This window comes from Okeania sp. SIO2F4, assembly GCF_010672385.1.
In the GTDB taxonomy this organism is placed as follows: Bacteria; Cyanobacteriota; Cyanobacteriia; order Cyanobacteriales; family Microcoleaceae; genus Trichodesmium.
The window spans coordinates 1-19,303 of the sequence record NZ_JAAHGT010000026.1 but is presented as its reverse complement, the minus strand read 5'-3'; the positions used below and the strand labels follow the sequence as shown (position 1 = coordinate 19,303).

Genomic DNA, 19,303 nt, shown 5'->3' with positions numbered 1-19,303 from the left:
TTTATTAAGTAGACCAAGCTAAAAAAAATAGGTTGCATATTTAGTCACAAAATATTTCAAAAGAATGATATAACTGACTTTTGAGCTAATTTACAATTTGATATATAATGCACAAAATTTACCACGCTCTACTTATTAACTTTTAGATTGTTCAGTTAAAGATTTCATTTCAACTGGTTAGCAATGATATAAATTATTTGACAAGAGAATGAAATTAGCTTCTTTTTTTGACTTGTCGGTATTATCTCAGATAATCAATTTGTTCTAATGATTTATTGAGATTTATCCTAATTTTTCAAATTATTTAACTTCAGTAGTTAGCCCTAAAATCTAAAACTTATGTATCTTGCCAATTATGAGAAAGCCTACATTTTTAATCCTATAGCAGACGAGTTGGTATATCTATAAACTTGTTGGATTCATAATTGCTATAAAGTATTATCCGATTGGTTTTTTATTCCCTCTATTGCCTGTTGCCTGCGCGTTTGGGTCACTAATGGGCAGGAAAGCATTATAGATTGGAAAAAGTGCCTAGAACGAGGTTGATAAATTGCCGATCAAAAAATAATTACCGAATAATTAATAATTATTAATTGAAGTAACACTCAGCACTCAGCTAGCCTCTTTCAGAGGAGCTGCCTCTTACAGAGGAGCTTCGCTAACGCTAACAGCAGTCAGCTTATTCAAGGTGTATAATGGGGGATTCTTTCCCCCCCCCCACGCAAAGCGCACCACTAATTTTTTCGCTCCTCTTGTGGGGGACCGTTACCCTCGAATTGAAGAGCGCTCCAGCTAAATGCGCTCAAGCTGATAGCTAGTTAAAAGTAATCTCTGTCCAAATGCTCCGCAAACAGGATTTACCGAGAAATTGTGGGTATGCGCCTCCCCTTTTAAAGGGAAAAAAGCGGTTGAGGGATGGCGAGGTCCCCTCGCCATATCCAATCAACCAAGAGAGCAGTTGGCAAGCGGAGCAGTCCGTTAGGATGGGATGGCGAGGTCTCCTCGCTTGCCTCCAATCTCCCAAGAGAGAAGAAAAAATTTTTCCTGTTCGTCAATCCTATCCGTTTTCAAGGAGAGGTAATAATTAATTATTAATTATTAATTATTAATTATTAATTATTAATTGTTGAACAATGTCTGTGCCCTAAATGCGTAGGCTATAGTTTAAATTAATAGGACTACAACCACTAGATACTATAGCGCTACACATTAAGATTAGGACATCTCTAAATGCTAAAACTCTTTGACAGTATACTATTTCCTCGCGCTCTTGATAAAATCAACCTATCCAGCGATCTATCCGCACTACTTGAATTGACAATTTAATAAAACTTTGCAATTTGATAGTAGAAGCTCTAGTCCACAAACTTGTAAAATCCAGATGAACTAATTACAGAGGAATAAATTAAGATGGAAAAGTATGTTTGTATTGTCTGTGGATATATATATGACCCAGAAGAAGGAGACCCAGACAGCGGTATAGATCCAGGAACTGCCTTTGAAGAAATCCCTGATGATTGGGTTTGTCCGGTTTGTGGAGTAGGCAAAGATGAGTTTGAACCAGTTGAAGAGTAACTAATATAGCAATCCGCGCATAGGTTGCGGGTAATCAAAAAGTAGATAAAAAAACTGAAACTCTCACCTGTTCCCTCTTTCCTCTTCCCTCTTCCCTAAAAGCAGTAAGATTTTTATAGACAAATAAAATAGGATTGCTATAGATATCTCCAGAAAATAAACTTGCCTTTTATTTAGCATCAGCTATAGTTGTAAAAGTTCGTAAAAAAATCATTTTTCGTACCTTTTTCCTGAAAATATCTTGCCTGTTCCCTATTCCCTACTCTTACAAAAAGTCTATATCTTTTTCACCAGATGTCTAATACATATAAAATGTCTGTCCCACCTGTTAAAATTGTAGTTGTTGGTGGGGGAGCAGCAGGTTTTTTTGGAGCGTTGGCAGCGGCCGACATCCCCTGTAACTCTCCCGACACCCATGTCACCATTTTAGAAGCAGGGCGACAACCTCTGGCTAAAGTACGTATATCTGGTGGCGGACGTTGTAATGTCACCCATGCTTGTTTTGACCCAGCAATATTTATCCAAAACTACCCCAGAGGTAGCAAAGCACTTCGGGGTGCATTCACTAGATTTCAAGCTCGTGATACTGTGGAATGGTTTGCTGCAAGAGGGGTGCAGTTAAAAACTGAAGCAGATGGACGGATGTTTCCCACTACTGATGATTCTACCACAATAGTTGAATGTTTAACTAAGGTTGCTTTGTCTAAAGGAATAAATATTCGTACAGGTGCAGCAGTGGTTTCAGTCAAATGCAAGACAACAGATGAAGGGGGGAATTTATTTGTAGTTGAGTTAAGATCGGGAGAATTTCTAGAATGCGATCGCTTACTCCTGGCAACTGGCAGTAGTTCTATTGGCCATCGTTTGGCAAAAGGATTAGGCCATAAAGTTGTTCCTCCTGTTCCTTCTCTGTTTACTTTCAATATTTCTGACCTGCGTCTCAAAGATTTGGCAGGTATTTCGGTTGAGAATGTCTGCTTGCAACTTCCGAAGGCTAAGTTAAAACAAATTGGCCCTGTGCTGGTGACTCATTGGGGTTTAAGTGGGCCAGCAACTTTAAAGTTATCTGCCTGGGGTGCTAGATTTCTCTATGAAAATAATTATCAATCTGATTTATTAATTAATTGGTTATCGAATATTAATCCAGAGGATATACGAACTAAGTTGTTAGAGTTTAAGAGTTTGGAGAAGAAGGCGATCGTTAATAGTTGTCCGTTTTCTCTACCCCGTCGTTTATGGGAACGTTTAATTATTGCTGCGGATATTGATTCTCAAAAACGTTGGGCGGAGTTATCAAATAAAGTTATTAATAAGTTAATTTTGGAATTGACTCAAGGTAAATATGAGATTCGAGGAAAAGGGGTTTTTAAGGAAGAGTTTGTTACTTGTGGTGGGGTAAGTTTGAAAGAAGTTAATTTTAAAACTATGGAAAGTCGTTGTTGTCAGGGATTGTATTTTGCCGGAGAAATTTTAGATATTGATGGAGTTACAGGTGGTTTTAATTTTCAAAGTGCATGGACAACTGGATGGTTAGCAGGTCAAGGAATAAAAGTTTTATCTAATAATTAGGACTTGATTCAATAATTATTAATTATTAATTATTAATTATTAATTACCTCTTCTCTTTAAGAAAAGGTAAGGTTAAAAGGAAATTTTTTTCTTTTGTTTTGGTCGATTGAATATGGCATTTAGCTGCGCGACATGAAACGCGTAGCGTCCTGGAAGGAAGGGAAACCTCGCCATCCCTCAACCAATTTTTCTCCTTGAAAGTAGAGGCTTTAAACCTTAGTTTTTTCGGTAAATAGGGAATGGGGAATAGGGTGCAGGGCAATAGTTTTTCTGTTAATTTTACAGATATTATACCAAGCGTGAAAAAAGAATGTTACGAATAATAAGTATGATTAAAAGACTGTAGAACAGATTTCTCTTTGACAAAGCGGTCGGACCCCGTGCCGTCTCACGGCGCAAGCGGTCGGAAAGCGGAGCATGACCTAGGATGGGATGGATGGGTTGCCCGCTCTTAACAGAGCCGCTCCGAAGTGAGGCATATCCAATCGACCAAGAGAGGGAACGCGCACCAAGAGAAAAAGATAATTTCCGACCTAAAAAATTGTACTAAAGCCATTCATTCTGACTTTTGAGTATAGGTCGCCAATCCGAAGACTCCCCTACCTGGCTCCTAAAAAATAGTCTGGTTATTTGTAGCAAACATTTATTACGCTTGGTATTATACCATCGATCATTTTTTTAGACAACAGTAGGGAGGTTCCATGAAACCTCCCTGCAAAGTTTGCAGTTCTTGGTTGTGTTGCCCTTCCTCGTTCCTACCAGGATAGTAAAGTGAACAATGGTCCAATTTTACCTTTTCGTGTATGATTTATATATAGCACTACGCATTAAGGTTGAAGGTGTTTGACATTGGTAAAAGCTGAAACCTTGTTACAGTCAAATTTTGCCTTTTGCCTGACCCGTAGCGGTATATAGTTCTCAAAATGCTTGATCCAAGGCAATTGTGAATCATCCAAAATTGAGTAAGCATTAATCACTTATAGGCCATGTCAGATAATTCTGGTTTGCTAGTGACGAATAATTCTGCTACTATTAACGCTATTAGCCACTATCTTTACCAAACTATTGTTTCCATTCAACAGCAACATCCAGAATGGATAACTCCAAAGTACAGGAGCATTCCTTGGCATTATCCCAAGTATCAATCTACTTTGACTAATAAGTTTATCAAAGGGTTTTCTAATGTTAAAAACCAGGATGCTTTGAAGCTGAAAGTCAAAAATTATCTCCAAATTATTCTAACTCCAGAGTTTATTAATTCGGCTCGATATAATGTTTTAATTGCTGAGATAGAAAAACATATTTATCCAGAAATCAGTCTAGTTTCATCAGATAAAATTACTAATTATCAGGTTTCCGATTTATCCACAAATGGAACTAAATTAGTAGAGCCAGGAATTGCTATTTTACTGTTAGATGTAGAAAATTTACCACTCGATCCTGAAACAGAAAAAATTCTTGTAGATATTTGCAATTATCCAATTCAAATTAAGGTGGCTTTTGCTAACTGGCGCAGTATGGGGAAAAAAGATGAAGAATTTCATCAACGTGGTTATCAATTAATTCATGTTCCTCCTGGAAAAGATAGTGCAGATTTAAAAATGGCAACGGTAGGTGCTTCTATTTTTCTCAATTATCCCAAGGCTAAGGAAGTTTTAGTTTGTTCTTCTGATCGAGGATTAACTCATCTTGGTACTACTCTACAATCTCATGGGTTAACTGTGTATCAGGTGCGGAAGTATAAAAATCAAATTACTGTTTTAAATAGTCAAACTGGGGAATCAAAAATATATGCTTTGTCGGTTCCAGATATTCCTACTATTAATCAATTTATTATTCAGTTGCAGGAGTTAATTCGAGCAGAAACAGCAAAAATCGGACAGCAATGGATTAAATTTTCGAGAATTTCTGCTTTGTATAAAGAAACTTATAAGTTGAATCTTAAAGATGTAGTTGCCACTCACTTTCCTAGTCAACATTCAAGGCATATATTTATCAATTATCCAGTTTATTTTGCAGTTCATAAAACATCGGAAAAATCTCAAACTTATGTCAGTATTTTTAATCTGTTTAAACCACAAAAAAAAAATTAAATCCTCCCCCAAATAAGGTTGAAAAAGATACTGAGATTACAGATGCTTCTGAAATTCTTTCCCAGGAAGATATGGAAAAAGTATTAGTCAAAATTTTGAGCAATTTAACTGCTGAATCTCCGGGAAGTTATGTTCCTATTTCTAATCTTGGCAGTGAGTTTCATCGGTTATATGGTCAACCAATTACAAAGGCTATTAAGCTGTTTCAACCAAGTAAAAAGTTTCCTAAGTTTTTGGAGTTATGTAGTTCGCTGAAGTTGTATAAATCTGAAGAAGGTCGTTGGTTTGTGAGCTTAAGTTAAAGGAATAATTTCATTAATGGATAATTGATCATGAAAATTATAGCAATCCCTACTTATGTTGTAAGAATTTAAAAACTAGAAATAAACTCCGAAACTCTTACTCATTAACCATTGCCTCCAAACCTATTTCCAAAAAGTAGCAAGATTTTTGACATGAATAAAACAGGATTGCTGTATCTCTAATTATCCATTATCCATAAGTAAAAACTTCTAGGGATTAATTATCCATTATTAATTATCCATTATCCATTATCCATTATTAATTATCCTCCCTACTCTCTCTTAGAAATGCTATATGATAAGAGAGAATGTAAAGAAAAGTAAAGAAAAAGTAAATGAAGGACAAGGTTGTAGTAATAGTCGGTGCCACTGGAGGTATAGGTTCAGTAGTGGCACAGAAACTGGCAAACTCCGGCGCAAATTTAGTTTTGGCCGCCAGAGATAATAATAGATTAGACGCTTTAGCAACCCAACTATCTACTACCGAAATTATTACTGTACCAACAAACATCACTAACCCACAGGAAGTAGAAACCCTGATGGAAAAAGCTACCAACCATTTTGGTAAAATAGATGTTTTGGTCAATGCAGCAGGAGCAGGTATTCTCAAGCAATGGAACAAAATTGAACCTGCTGACCTGGATACTATGCTTGACCTGAATTTGAAAGGCAGTTTTTACACTTGTCAAGCTGCTGCCAATATTATGAAAGGACAAAAATCAGGCCATATTTGTAATGTTATTGGAATTCTTGGCAAACATTCAATGGCAATGGGAAGTGTTTATTGTGCTTCTAAGTTTGGTTTGGTGGGACTCAGTAAATGTATGGCAGATGAATTACGGCGTTATGGTATTAAAGTAACTCTTTTCTATTTCGGAGGAGTTAATACTCCTTTTTGGGATAATGTCAGTCTGAAAGTCGATCGCTCAAAAATGCTTAGTTCGGAAACTGCTGCTGATGCAATTATGTTTGCTCTCAATGCAGAACCCCAAGCAGTACCGATGGAAATTAATATTCAACCAGATAGTCACTTATTTTTCTAAGGGAGTGGGGGAGGTGTGGGGAGTGTGGGAGGTGTGGGAAGGGTGGGGAGTAGAGGAAATTTGTTTACAAAGCATTCGGTAGGAAAAGATACTCTACTGAAACAGAAGAACATTATTAGATATCTCCAATAATAAAAAATCAAATCAATTATCCAAAAGAAATAATAAATTATTTCCCTCTACTTCCTACTCCCTACTCCCTACTCCCTACTTCCTACTCCCTACTCCCTATAATATTTTGATGAAAATCATAAAAGTTGATTATGGAATTCGATCATATTCATTTCTACGTTGAAAATGCTATTGAGTCGCGAGACTGGTTTAGAGAAAAATTAGGTTTTAAAGCTATTGCTTCTCAAACCAGTCAACACACCCAGAAGGAAATTATCAACAGAGGTCAAGTATATTTTGCTTTATCTTCTGCCATTACACCAGAAAGTCCTGTTGCTAATTTTCTCAGTTTGCATCCTCCAGGAGTAGCTGATGTAGCTTTTCTGGTTCGAGATATTAACTCAGTTGTGGCGAAAGCAGCAGTTAACGGTGCAGAAATTTTGCAACCTATTCAGGAAAATTTACAGGGTTTGAAGTGGGCAAAAATTTCTGGATGGGGAGACTTGACTCATACTTTGATTGAAAAAATTGATGATGCACAAATTTTAAATTCTAATTCTCAACTTTCTAGGGATCTTGTAGCGATCGACCATGTAGTTTTGAATGTAGCTGAGGATAATTTAGAATCTGCTTTCAACTGGTATCATCAAATCTTAGATTTTCAACCTCATCAAAATTTTGATATTCAGACAAATAAATCTGGTTTGCGTAGTCTGGTGATGACACACCTAGAGGGAGGAGTAAAATTTCCTATTAATGAACCTACTTCTGCTAATTCTCAAATTCAAGAATTTTTGGATGCTAACCGTGGTGCAGGGATACAACATATTGCTTTACGCACAGAAAATATTTTGGGAGTGGTGGGAGAGTTGCGATCGCTTGGTTTACCTTTTTTACAAGTTCCAGCAACATATTATTCTAGTCTGCAAACAAAAGCATTAAGTTATCTATCAGAAACTGACTGGGAGAAAGTTCAAGATTGTCAAATTTTGTTAGACTGGCAAGAAAGTATACCAGGAGCAATGTTACTACAAATTTTTACCCAACCAATATTTAACGAACCAACAGTATTTTTTGAGTTTATTGAGCGTAAAGTTGTTTGGGTAAATGGTAAAAAAATGGAGACTCCTGGTTTTGGTCAAGGTAATTTTCAAGCTTTATTTGAAGCAATTGAAAGAGAACAAATGAAACGAGGTAGTTTGGGGAAAAATTAAAAAATTTACAGCGGTTTTCCTGCACGGTAGACCACAGTAGTGGCGTGTCTAGACTAAATAAAATTGTGGTTTAGGAGCGAGCAACAAGCGAAGACCTCTCCCCCAACCCCTCTCCTGCAAGAAGAGGGGAGTATCTCCCCCAACGCTAGTAGGGAAGGGGGTTGGGGGGTTAGGTTTTTTTAACCCACATTTTCAAGCTTGACGCGCCACTACTAGAGCGACACAGCCAAAATGGTGCGTTACGACGGATTCCTAAATACCTTTGACAGCTTAAATTATAGCCGTCTAACGCACTTTAATAGACTACTCCCTACTCCCTACTCCCTACTCCCTACTTGCTTAATTATCCTCATCTGGAAAACGAATAATATCGTCTTCCCCAAGATATTCCCCATTTTGAATTTCAATCATTACTAAAGGAATCGTACCAGGATTTTCTACACGATGAGCTGTATTTGCCGGAACATAAGTTGATTGTTTTTGCAAGAGTAATTGTTCCTCACCATCAAACACAACTTTAGCAGTACCAGAAACCACTATCCAATGTTCACTACGATGATAGTGCATCTGGGTACTAATATGATTTTTTGGTTTTACCTCTATACGATTAATTTTGTAACGAGGACCTTGTTCCAGAATTGTGACTTTACCCCAAGGTGGTGTTCTTGTAAGATTTTCCTTTTCATTATTAGCTTCTGAATCTAAGACAGGGGTTGAAGGCTGTTGATTATTTTCTGCTTCACTCATAATATATATTTTCTGGATTAAATTCAAGAATAATCTACTTTTACATTCTACCAAAGCTGATGTCATTTCAGTTATCAGTTAGCCTCCTATCGGAGGAACTGCGCAATTCAGTTATCAGTTATCAGTTTGCTATGTACATGAAAAGTATCCTCGGTAGGAGAGGAGCTATCCTAGGTCATACTAAACAAATGCTTTGTCCCTACTCCCTTACGGGTACGGGCGATTCGCGAATCGCCCCTATTCCCTATTCCCTACTCCCTACTCCCTACTCCCTATCTTAGATAAATACCAAAATAGTGACCAGCAGCAAAATCTTCAGCATAGTTGGCCAATAACACGCCTTCAAAATAAAGTTATCTTTATACTGAAAAAGAGGAAAATTTGGCTTCAAACTCCAGAGGATAAAGTTAACAGATACCAAGAAAATATATAAATAAACAATAAAGTAAAAATACTCCAAATAAACAATTCCTCTAGTAATTATTTGTTGTCTAACTGTCACCTGATCTAGGATAACAATAAATACAAAACCTGCACAAGCTCCCAAAACTTCCATGGGTTGTTCTTGATTGGAAACTAAGAGTACAGCAAATAAGAGGGTTAAAACTACAATCATTGGTCCAACTTTAGAAATAAACAAACCCAAGAAATCTCTTTGTAGAATGATGGTAAATGCAAGTTCCGGAAAATTAGTTCTTGGTACAGTATCAATCAAACCAAAATTAGTATTGTATGTCTGAAATAGGTACTCGAAAAAACTATCCCTGAGATACCATTCTCCCAATACAATTGCTTTGTCTACCCCTGGAGCAGTTCGTGGATTAATTACAGTATAACTCTGAAAGTCAGGGGCAAGAATTACCCGACGATTTAACTCTCCATTGTTAAAATCCTGATGCCAAATCCGAATTTTTAAATCTTTATCATCAAAAGGATAATAGTCAAAATTAAAATTCATGCGTAGGGTATAAGCAAAGTACCAACCGATAATTTCTACACCATCTTTTTTATATCGATAATCTTCTCTTAGTTCATAATCACTATCTTCAATCGCATCAGCAAGTATAATGCCACGAGATAAATCATCATGTACCCCATCTTTGTATTTTTGCCATATATAACCCGTAACAAAAACATCTTTCGGACTGGTAAAATCAAATGATTGAATAAAAACTCCTGTAGGAACAATTAGAGGAGGTTTTTGATTTAATTCTCTACTTAAGCGTATTTGAGGAACTAATAATTGTCTAACACCAGTATCACTAAGCAAAAGGTTTCGAGTTGCTGTATAAGTTCTTGCTTTCAATACTAAACTCCAAACAAAACCAATATTTATTACAAACAATATACTAATAATAAATGATACTAATGAAATTCGTTTTACACCTCCCATATAAACTTTAAATAATAGAACTGAGAAAAAAACAGCAAACCAAAGGTAGGCGATGCTAATAGCAGTTAACTTCCGTCTTGTGACGTCTGAATCTGGGATAATTTCATCTTCAATAAACACTATTCCTACTACCCATCCATTCAGGTTAGTTTTCCGCAGAAATAACCAAGAATTTTGACCTGTTACTTTATCGGTTAAATTTGCTTCTACTGGTATACCTTTCATTGCTTTAACAATCAATTCTCTGAGTTGTTCATCCTGCTGTTGATAGGTAATGTCAAAGATATTTAATTGAGCTTTAAAATATTCTTCATTAGGGTGATAAAGGTAAGTTCCTGTTTCAGAAATAATAAATCCGTAGCCAGTTTTACCCAAGTTTAGAGACCGCACTATCTCTAGGATTCTACTTAATGAATATTCGCTATATACAATACCTCGTGGAGAATTATCTTGAGTATTTGAGTTATAAAAAGGAGTAAAAAATCCGACGACCGGATCGCTGATTATAGAAGTATCACTCCAGAAATAAGGTTCACCCCAATTTGGTCCTTTATTTATAGTATTACTATACCAAGAATATTTAGGTTTAGTATAGTTAACTTTAGTTTCTTTTAGCTCTATTTCGTTATCTATTCTTGCATAATATGGTGCATAAAGTTTGACATCCGATCTATAAGCAAAGGGTTTATAGGCAACACCAACATCTAAAAAATCAGTATTTTCCTCAACTTCTAATTTAAGTCGCTCTAATAATTCTTCATCGCTTAATTTACCAGAACTCAGGTCGTTGGCTACAGAAATAGCTGATTGTTGGGCAAAATACAGTCGCCGATCAATCTCAAGAGCAACTCTAGATGTTGCCCGTTGAGCTTCCTGTTTAGCATTATCAAATATCTCTTTTTGTTCGAGTGTATATAATAATGACCCTAATATTGCAAATGTCAAACTAATTCCACCCAGGATTAAGGATGTGTAAAATACTATTATTTGTGGTTTACTAGCATTATTAATAGTTAATGTTTTATGTAAGAAAAGGTATATTTTAGTTTTGATTTTTTGATATTTTTTCTGTTTTTTCATCGGGGGAGCTTCGATTTTTTTGTTGATTTTCATAATCTTTATTTGCCTATATAATTTTTGTTTGTGGAAACAATATCAGAGAATGTTGACGATTTTTAGCTTAGTTTATTAGTGTTTATGAAGCAGCGATCGCCTCGGCTATCCCCATCATATTTCTGTGAATAACTATTTCTCCTATCTAAATATATGAGTTATAGGTAATTTGAGATTTTACCAACAAATATAGGGAGATAAATATAGATTTTCCCCAATTTTAATTGTCTGCTTTGATAACAAGCAAAATTTGATGATATTGAGAATTGAAGGCTCAAATAAGACTTTGACTCAAGTATTATTAGATTATTGGTTTTATGCCTAACATTTATCATGTTGTACTATTAAGCTATCAATAGTTATAACAGCAAGTCTATTTATATATACAAAAGTATCTATCTATACAAGAATAAATAGGAATATCTTTGTCCAGGATTACTCACAAACCAAAATCCTAATTTTTTGACCAAAAAATTGGGGATAAAAAAAGAGAATATTCCTGGTGTCAACCCTCCTGATTGCAGAGGTACTGATAACTGATAACTGATAACTGATAACTGAAATGACCCCTCATTCCCCATTGACAATCCTGGTATAAATCATTTATCCTCATTTAGCAAAACTATTTCTGTTATTAATCTAAATTCTCTAGATTTCTAGGCAAATTTTGAAAACCAGGCCAAATAATACAAGTAATTATCAAGTATAAATATCAGGCTATGGCAAGGATATTGAAATTATAGTCGGTGACTATGAGTTTTAGATTAAGAAACAATTATATAATTTTCTACTAGCTAGACAAATAACTGTGGGAGAATAACAAAAAAACTGCAACTTTACTTCAAAGTCTAACAATTTTAAGAAAAACTTAATTTTCTTAGCACTTTGTATAAAAAGATTATTGGTAAAGTATAAAAGCACAATATAAACCATATTCAGTCAAAAAGTATAACTTTTTGTTTCGGAAGCTTGGCTTATACTTGGCATCAGACTATCCCTCAGTTGACTAGAGTAGAAAGTATTTTATCCTGAGAAACAATACCTAAATTGAAATTTGATCGAGGAACAAAGAATGGAATTCTTAGAAACATTTTGGAAAAGTCTTGAAGGAATTAGTATTGCTGGTATACCCGCATATAAACTATTAATTGCATTTGGCGTGCTGCTGTTAACAGCAATACTACAGGGAATTATTGCTGAAATAATCATTAAGCGGATCGAAGCTCTTGTTGCCAACACTGAATCTGACTTAGACGATCAATTAATTGCTATTATCAAAAAGCCCCTATCATGGTTAATTTTGGTAGTTGGACTATGGATAATAAAGATTATTTTAATAGAATATTTGAGTTCTCAGTTACAAGAAATAATCACTGATATTTTTGGTTTAGCCTTTATTACTCTGGGTGCCTATGTGACTTACAATGCAGCTCCTTTGCTGGGTAATTTACTACAGTACCTAACTATGCATACTCAAACAGACCTTGATGATTTGCTTGTTCCTTATTTCCCAAGACTATTTCGGATCGCAGCAATTGTTGTGGTATCTATTAAAGCAGCAGAAGTATTTTTAGGAACATCTGCAGGAGCTCTTATTGGTTTGCTTGGTGGTGCTGGTGTTGCTCTAGGTTTGTTGTTCAAAGATATTATCTATGACTGGTGTTGTGCTGTAATTATATATACTGATAGATTGTACAAACCTGGTGAGTGGATAGGAGTTTCAGGGTTAAGTGGTTTTTTTCAGGTAGTAGAAATAGGCTTAAGAACTACAAAATTGTATTCATGGGAGTGGGGTTCTATTATTAAAATGCCTAATTCTAGAATGGTGAGTGGTATTGTAGATAACTGGTCTCAAAATAGGGCTGATGTTGATGAATGGGGATTCACAGGAAAGTTTAAAATTACTGGCATTACAGCAGACCAAGTAGAGATAATTATGGCGGGTATTGATGAAATATTTAAAACTATGGGTACTTTTCTAGAGTATTATGTAATGTTCCAAGGTCTAGAAGGTGATGCTCGTGTAATTAAATATGTTGCATATCATCTTCCTACTGGTTACGGACGCGATCAGAATAAATTTCACTTGAGTGTAATGAGATTATTTGAAAAAGAGGGTATTTCTACTCATAATCTCTATATCATTACTGACCAAGAGACCTATACAAAAAATATGAAAATGGCAATTAAGGATAATCATGACTTACCCAGAACCATCTATAGTAGGGAGGAATCACCATCAGCCCCTACAGATTTTGATATGGGGTAAGTCCCGATCGTAACTAAATCTACCTCAATTGTTGGGATTAAAGCCAGACTAATTTATCCTCACTGTAGTCAAAAAATTGGGATATCATAATTTAAGTTTAGCAATATTGCTACCACTGCATTAATATCATATCTTTTGGTATCAGAGCATCTAATATCAAATCCGGTTGAATACCTATTGTATAGTTGGCAGAGATGGGGAGATGGGGGGATGAGGGGATGGGGGGATTGAAGTAATTATAGAATTATCAACATATACTATATAACCGGATTCTATATAATATGAAATACATTAATGTTGGCTAGCAAAGATTGATAGGAAGATGGAGAGATGAGGAGATGGAACGGTGGGGTTATACGTATAATTGAACTCCATTCGCTAGACAATAGGGATGCTGTTAAACTTGATTTAAGTTAATATTTGCTCTTTTCTCCTCCCTTTTACTATATGTAGATTAATAGTAGATTTTTTTCCAATTTTCCTATCTTCCTAGACAAAAATATTCTCTGAAAAAAAATTAAATTTGTCTATTTACAAGAAGAATATGTGCTGAGACTCTAAAACTTATTGATACATCCCTAAGAATTTTTTAAACATTTTTGGCAGCAACATAGGTAGTTAATTACCTATGTTGCTTTTTAATGGTTCTTCAGTCTAGAAGTTTTGCTGAAAAATTCCCGATTTTTTTAAACATACATATATAGTATAATTATAGCAGTCGAAGCAAAGGGCGCGGACAGTTATAAATCATGAAACCCTTTGATAGTCTACTGTTCCCAGTTAAGTGTTCCCTATTCCCGATTCAAGTAGCGCTATATCAATGACAAATCAAATTATAGTTATCTAACGTAGTCGGATATATATAAGCAGCTTGGTGTAAAGTTATATTAGTTTGAAAAAAAAATCTATGTCTGCTCAAAGTAAATTTTCCTGGCAAGAACAGTTTCAGTATAAATTTGACAACTTTATGTCAAAGGGTGGGTTCTCGGTATTTCTGGCATTAGTGTCAGCATTTTTTGGGACTTTCCTATTAATGACGGGTATACGTTACCTCTCTGAGTGGATTTTCCCAAATCAAGATTTAGAAAGTGATTTGCTTTGGGATGTATTTGTACAACTCATCGGTCTCAGAGACACGGGAGACGAGGCAAATTTTGCCACTAAAACTATAGGGGTTTTAACTATTTTTCTAGGTTTGGTACTTTTCTCTAGTTTAGTAGCTTTTATTACTCAAGAATTTGAATCACGACTGACTTTGCTGAAAAAAGGAAAAAGTTTAGTAGTAGAACAAAACCATACTTTAATCTTAGGTTTTAATGACAGAATTGTAGATATTATTACTGAGCTAGTAATAGCAAATGAATCAGAATCTGATGCAGCAATTGTCATCCTATCAGAAAAAGATAAGGAATATATGGATGATTTTCTTCGGGAAAAATTAGGAGATTTAAAAACTACTAGAGTAGTTACTCGTAATGGAGTAGTAACAAATATAAATAATCTGAATAAAGTAGGAGTTAAAGTTGCTAGATCGGTAGTTGTTTTAAATAATGCTAAAGGTTCGGATACACAAGATGTAAAAAAGTTATCCGATGCGAGAGTTGTTAAAGCAATTTTAGCAACTGTAGCAGCTAATGAAGAAAAAAAATCTTCTCTACCACCAATAATAGCTGAAATTCGCTCAGAACAATATCGTATTTTAGCTAAAACTATTGCTCCTGAAGCTGTAACTACTTTGGATGAATCTGATATTTTAGCAAGAATTTTAGTCCAAACTTCACGGTCTGTAGGGTTAGCAACAGTATACTTAAATTTAGTTGGTTTTGCTGGAAATGAAATTTATATTTACCGTCCTCAAGTTGATTGGCAAAACCTCAGCTTTTATGAATTAAATTTTCATTTTTATCAAAGTATCCCTATCGGTGTGCTAGATAAAAGTGGCGATGTAATTATCAAACCAGATAGCAATTATCAGTTAAAAGATGCTGAATCAATTATTGTTTTAGCAGAAGATGATTCCCAAATAAAATTTCACCAAGAACCTTTAGTTAAGCCTCAAGTGTTAGGTTATGTTGACTTCAGAAAAACTATTGACAAAAAAACAGAAAAACATTTGATTATTGGTTGGAACTCAAAAACTCCTATCTGTCTCCGAGAATATGCTAAATATGTAGTTGAAGGTTCAGAAATTAATCTAGCAATTCATAAATTAACATCGGAAATTGAAACTAAGTTTGACGAAATTCGTCAAGCTTATCCCCAAGTTTTAATGCAAATTAGGCAAATAAATGTAGATGTTGTTGAAGAACTCAAAACTCTCGAATTATATAAATATAATAGTATCTCAATTTTAGCTAGTAAAGGTAAAAATTCTGAAGAAATTGATGCTAAAACTCTGACGACATTACTAGAAATTAGGCAAATATTCCAAGAATATAAGGAGGAAACTGGAAACCCAGTTACAACAGAATTAGTGGTAGAACTTGCTGACTCGGAGGAAACAGATTTGGTAATTAAAGCTGGGGTTCAAGATTTTCTGCTATCAAATCAATTTGTGTCTAAAATTTTAGCTCAGGTATCTCAAGATCCAGGTGTAATGTTAGTTTACCGCGATCTATTTTCGGCAGAAGGTAGTGAAATGTATATTAAAACTATAGAGCTTTTCTTTCCTCCTGAAAAGATTGGTAAATTATCTTTTGCTGATTGTGTATTTGCTGCTCAATCTCGTGATGAAATTTGTGTTGGTGTGAAAATAGATTCTCAAGCTCAAGATAAAGATAAGAATTTTGGTATTTATTTAGCTCCTAGTTTGGATGCTAAGTTTTCTCTAACTCTTGCAGATGAACTGATTACGATCGCTGAAGATGAAACATAATTTCAGTTATAGCAGGGAAGAGTTGGAAAAACATTCCCCCGATCTTGATTCATCATTAGTAATTATTAAGGGCAAATTCTTTCTTGGTTATATCAATTATCAGTTTTCAGCTATTAGTTTTCAGTTACAGCAAAAATTTAACTTTTGTTTGTCGCCAATCCGACAACTCCCCCCTATCTAACTTTTAACTTTTAATTTTTAACTTTTAACTTTTGAATTTTGACTTCTTTTAGCTATCCTCCGACACCAGAAATATAGCAATTCCCAAAGTTATGAGGTACAGTTGTTTTTCTTCTTTTCTGTTCCCTGTTAAGTGTTAAGTGTTCCCTCAAACCTAAAATTTTGTACCTTACCAGTATGGGAATTGCTATATTAGATTGATTGGCATTAGGACGATTGGGAGATATATTTAATCGCTGAATTAGATTGTGAGTATTATTAAAATATTTTTACACAGAGAGAAAGAAATAATTTAGCTGCAAAATTACCAAAAAATTTTAATTACATCGACTTCCGCGAAGAATTTTTTTCGCCAGAACATCCTTTGAGCGATCGCCTCACCACAGAACAAGAGTTAGCTAATTATGATTAATTTTCATCTTATTAGTTTGTTTGTAGTTTGGCTTTTGCCCCCTAATACCAATTCCCAAAAATAATACTCTACTTCATCAATACTTCAGTTATTAACTAATAATAATAGTTCAGTAATTTTTTTAAGGATTATCAGCATTAAACCAAGATATCTTATCTCTAATTTACCGAAAAATTAAGGTTTAAAGCCTCTCACTCGCCGTGGAGAAACAAGCGGTCGGCAAGCGGAGCATGACAAACGGATGGGATGGCGAGTTCTCCCGCTCTTGACAGAGCCGCGTTTCATGTCGCGTTTGCGCAATTATTCCGTAGGAAAGCGAAACGCAATTCAAGTCGCTCCGCGTTTCGCGGAGCGACTTGAAAAACGCGCGTTGTGCGGAGCGCTAAACGCCATATCCAATCGAGCAAGAGAAGAAAAAATTTTTCTTTGAGTCAATCCTATCCGTTTTCAAGAAGAGGTAATAATTAATTATTAATTATTAATTATTAATTATTAATTGTTGAACTACTCTCTCCGACCTACTCTCAAGGAGATGTAGCAAGACTTTTGATATTTGGTATAACATACTTATACCAGGTTCATTAATTAACCACAATCTAAAAAGATGACATACGAATCGAGAGTCATCTCAAAGATGACTTAAGTTATTAGCCGAGGAAAGTCAAACATATTGATGACAACTAAACAATCAAAAGAATAAAATTAGTCTATTAGACATCTCCAAAAATCAAAAGTAAAGTCAATTATTATCCAGAAATTATCAATTCCTCCTCCCTATTCCCTGTTCCCTCTTTTAAAGAATAAAATTAGTCTATTAGACATCTCCAAAAATCAAAAGTAAAGTCAATTATTATCCAGAAATTATCAATTCCTATTCCCTGTTCCCAGTTAAGTGTTCCCTCTTTTCTGGAGATGTCTATTGATTATAATATAAACTAAATGTAAAGTTTTATAAAATAAAGGCCAAATATGCAAAATCTGAGTTTAGAACAAATATCAGCTCAACTAGATAGCGAAAATTCCCGCGATCGCCTCCTTGCTCTTGCTCATCTACGAGAAGTATCTGCGACTGAAGCGGTTCCTCTAATCAAAAAAGTATTGTATGACCCCAACTTACCAGTACGCTCTATGGCAGTATTTGCTCTGGGAGTCAAACAGACAGAAGAGTGCTATCCAATTTTAGTAGAATTATTAGAAAAAGATGCAGATTATGGTGTCCGTGCTGATGCAGCAGGAGCTTTAGGTTATCTGGAGGATATTAGAGCATTTGAACCTCTAGCACGAGCATTTTATGAAGATACCAGTTGGTTAGTACGGTTTAGTGCAGCAGTTGCTCTGGGAAACCTGAAAGATAAACGTGCTCATGATTTATTGATAGAAGCGCTAGACAGTCAGGAGTTGGTAATACAACAAGCAGCGATCGCTGCTTTAGGAGAAATTGGAGATTTAGAAGCAGTAGATCATATTCTGAAGTTTACTCTTTCGGAAGATTGGTTGATTCGTCAAAGGTTAGCAGAAGCGTTAGGAAATATGTCTACTCCCAAGAGTATATCTGCTTTGAAATACTTAGAAAAAGATACTCATCCTCAAGTATCTCAAGCAGCAAGCATTTCTCTACAACGTTTATTAGGGTTTGCTGAATAAGTCTTATGGGTAAGGGTAGGAGTCAGGAGTCAGGAGGGAGAAAGAAGGTATTAGGGGGAGAAATTTTTTTGATCGCCAATTAAGCGGACATGATATTATTCCTGATTTTCTGTTCCCTGTTCCCTACTCCCTACTCCCTACTCCCTACTCCCTGTTCTCTATTCCCTACTCCCTATTTAAAAAAGATAAAGGATTACTTTTATTCTCAGCAAAACCCAAAATGCCGCGATCGCAATATTTATACAGTAAATTCCCCTGGTTATCAAATAGAAAAGTTGCGCCTCTTTGGGTTAAATAGGCAGAATTAGGCACATAAGTTGACCAATTACTAAGAACTTCGGTCATATTTCTTAACCTCAGTGTCGCTAGTTCAAAAGGACGTTGAAAACCTTTTCCACCTGCTAGATTAAAAAATGAACCTTTTAGGGGTGGTAGAGGTTTAGCATGAATTACTTCATCATCATCAATCAATTGAGGTGCTTTTTTATCCCCAGTATAACCTCTAAGCACCTCCGCTAAAGTACCCGGACTACCAATACCCGCACACATTAACATTAAATTTAAGAAAGCACTTTGACCTCACTCGATCCAGGGCAGGAGACGCTTGATGTCCTCTTGTTCCAGAGTGCCGCCGCACCAGATGCGAAGGCTTGGCGGGGCGTCGCGATAGCCGTTGAAATCGTATCCGACCGCCCGTTCTTCGAGCATCTTGACGATTTGCTTGGGCACTGCGGCCTGATCGTCAGCCGAAAGGCCATCGTAC

At 35.5% G+C, this 19,303-nt stretch carries 13 protein-coding genes; 9 read left to right on the top strand and 4 right to left on the bottom strand.

Annotated elements, in window-relative coordinates; genetic code table 11:
• The first annotated feature begins 1,410 nt into the window (after positions 1-1,410).
• From rd to hppD, 6 genes are all read left to right on the top strand, one after another.
• Positions 1,411-1,575, top strand: a complete 165-nt coding sequence (gene rd, locus F6K22_RS03050) for a rubredoxin (RefSeq protein WP_293093101.1) — start codon at positions 1,411-1,413, stop codon at positions 1,573-1,575.
• A gap of 312 nt (positions 1,576-1,887) precedes the next feature.
• On the top strand, positions 1,888-3,144 hold the full coding sequence (locus tag F6K22_RS03045) for a BaiN/RdsA family NAD(P)/FAD-dependent oxidoreductase (RefSeq protein WP_293093098.1): 1,257 nt from the start codon (positions 1,888-1,890) through the stop codon (positions 3,142-3,144).
• A 986-nt stretch (positions 3,145-4,130) separates the two neighbouring features.
• Positions 4,131-5,237, top strand: coding sequence for a PIN domain-containing protein (locus tag F6K22_RS03040; RefSeq protein WP_293093096.1), 1,107 nt, complete (start codon positions 4,131-4,133; stop codon positions 5,235-5,237).
• 71 nt (positions 5,238-5,308) lie between these two features.
• The gene (locus F6K22_RS03035) at positions 5,309-5,539 is read left to right on the top strand and encodes a hypothetical protein (RefSeq protein ID WP_293093094.1); all 231 of its coding nucleotides are present in this window, start codon (positions 5,309-5,311) and stop codon (positions 5,537-5,539) included.
• A gap of 335 nt (positions 5,540-5,874) precedes the next feature.
• On the top strand, positions 5,875-6,582 hold the full coding sequence (locus tag F6K22_RS03030) for an SDR family oxidoreductase (protein WP_293093091.1): 708 nt from the start codon (positions 5,875-5,877) through the stop codon (positions 6,580-6,582).
• A 263-nt stretch (positions 6,583-6,845) separates the two neighbouring features.
• Positions 6,846-7,907: a 4-hydroxyphenylpyruvate dioxygenase gene (hppD, locus tag F6K22_RS03025; protein WP_293093089.1), complete on the top strand. Its 1,062-nt coding sequence runs from the start codon at positions 6,846-6,848 to the stop codon at positions 7,905-7,907.
• A gap of 339 nt (positions 7,908-8,246) precedes the next feature.
• Here hppD and F6K22_RS03020 read toward each other — a convergent pair whose 3' ends face one another.
• Entirely contained in the window at positions 8,247-8,654 is a 408-nt protein-coding gene (locus tag F6K22_RS03020; protein ID WP_293093132.1) for a phosphomannose isomerase type II C-terminal cupin domain, read from the bottom strand.
• A 277-nt stretch (positions 8,655-8,931) separates the two neighbouring features.
• Positions 8,932-11,160, bottom strand: coding sequence for a PDC sensor domain-containing protein (locus tag F6K22_RS03015; RefSeq protein WP_293093087.1), 2,229 nt, complete (start codon positions 11,158-11,160; stop codon positions 8,932-8,934).
• Between the two features lie 1,072 nt (positions 11,161-12,232).
• On the opposite strand from F6K22_RS03015, the gene F6K22_RS03010 reads away from it, so the two are divergent.
• The 3 genes from F6K22_RS03010 (at position 12,233) to F6K22_RS03000 (ending at position 18,540) form a co-directional block, all read left to right on the top strand.
• Positions 12,233-13,429 (top strand): mechanosensitive ion channel family protein, encoded by a 1,197-nt coding sequence (locus F6K22_RS03010; protein WP_293093084.1) that lies wholly within the window; start codon positions 12,233-12,235, stop codon positions 13,427-13,429.
• 907 nt (positions 13,430-14,336) lie between these two features.
• On the top strand, positions 14,337-16,304 hold the full coding sequence (locus F6K22_RS03005) for a CASTOR/POLLUX-related putative ion channel (protein WP_293093082.1): 1,968 nt from the start codon (positions 14,337-14,339) through the stop codon (positions 16,302-16,304).
• A 1,561-nt stretch (positions 16,305-17,865) separates the two neighbouring features.
• Positions 17,866-18,540 (top strand): HEAT repeat domain-containing protein, encoded by a 675-nt coding sequence (locus tag F6K22_RS03000; protein ID WP_293093079.1) that lies wholly within the window; start codon positions 17,866-17,868, stop codon positions 18,538-18,540.
• Between the two features lie 165 nt (positions 18,541-18,705).
• Here the strand turns inward: F6K22_RS03000 and F6K22_RS02995 are convergent, their stop codons facing one another.
• Both F6K22_RS02995 and F6K22_RS02990 read right to left on the bottom strand, forming a co-directional pair.
• Positions 18,706-19,095, bottom strand: coding sequence for an AhpC/TSA family protein (locus F6K22_RS02995; protein WP_363272732.1), 390 nt, complete (start codon positions 19,093-19,095; stop codon positions 18,706-18,708).
• Positions 19,096-19,119: 24 nt separating this feature from the next.
• The coding region (locus F6K22_RS02990) for a hypothetical protein (RefSeq protein WP_363272730.1) at positions 19,120-19,303 on the bottom strand (184 nt) is incomplete at its 5' end.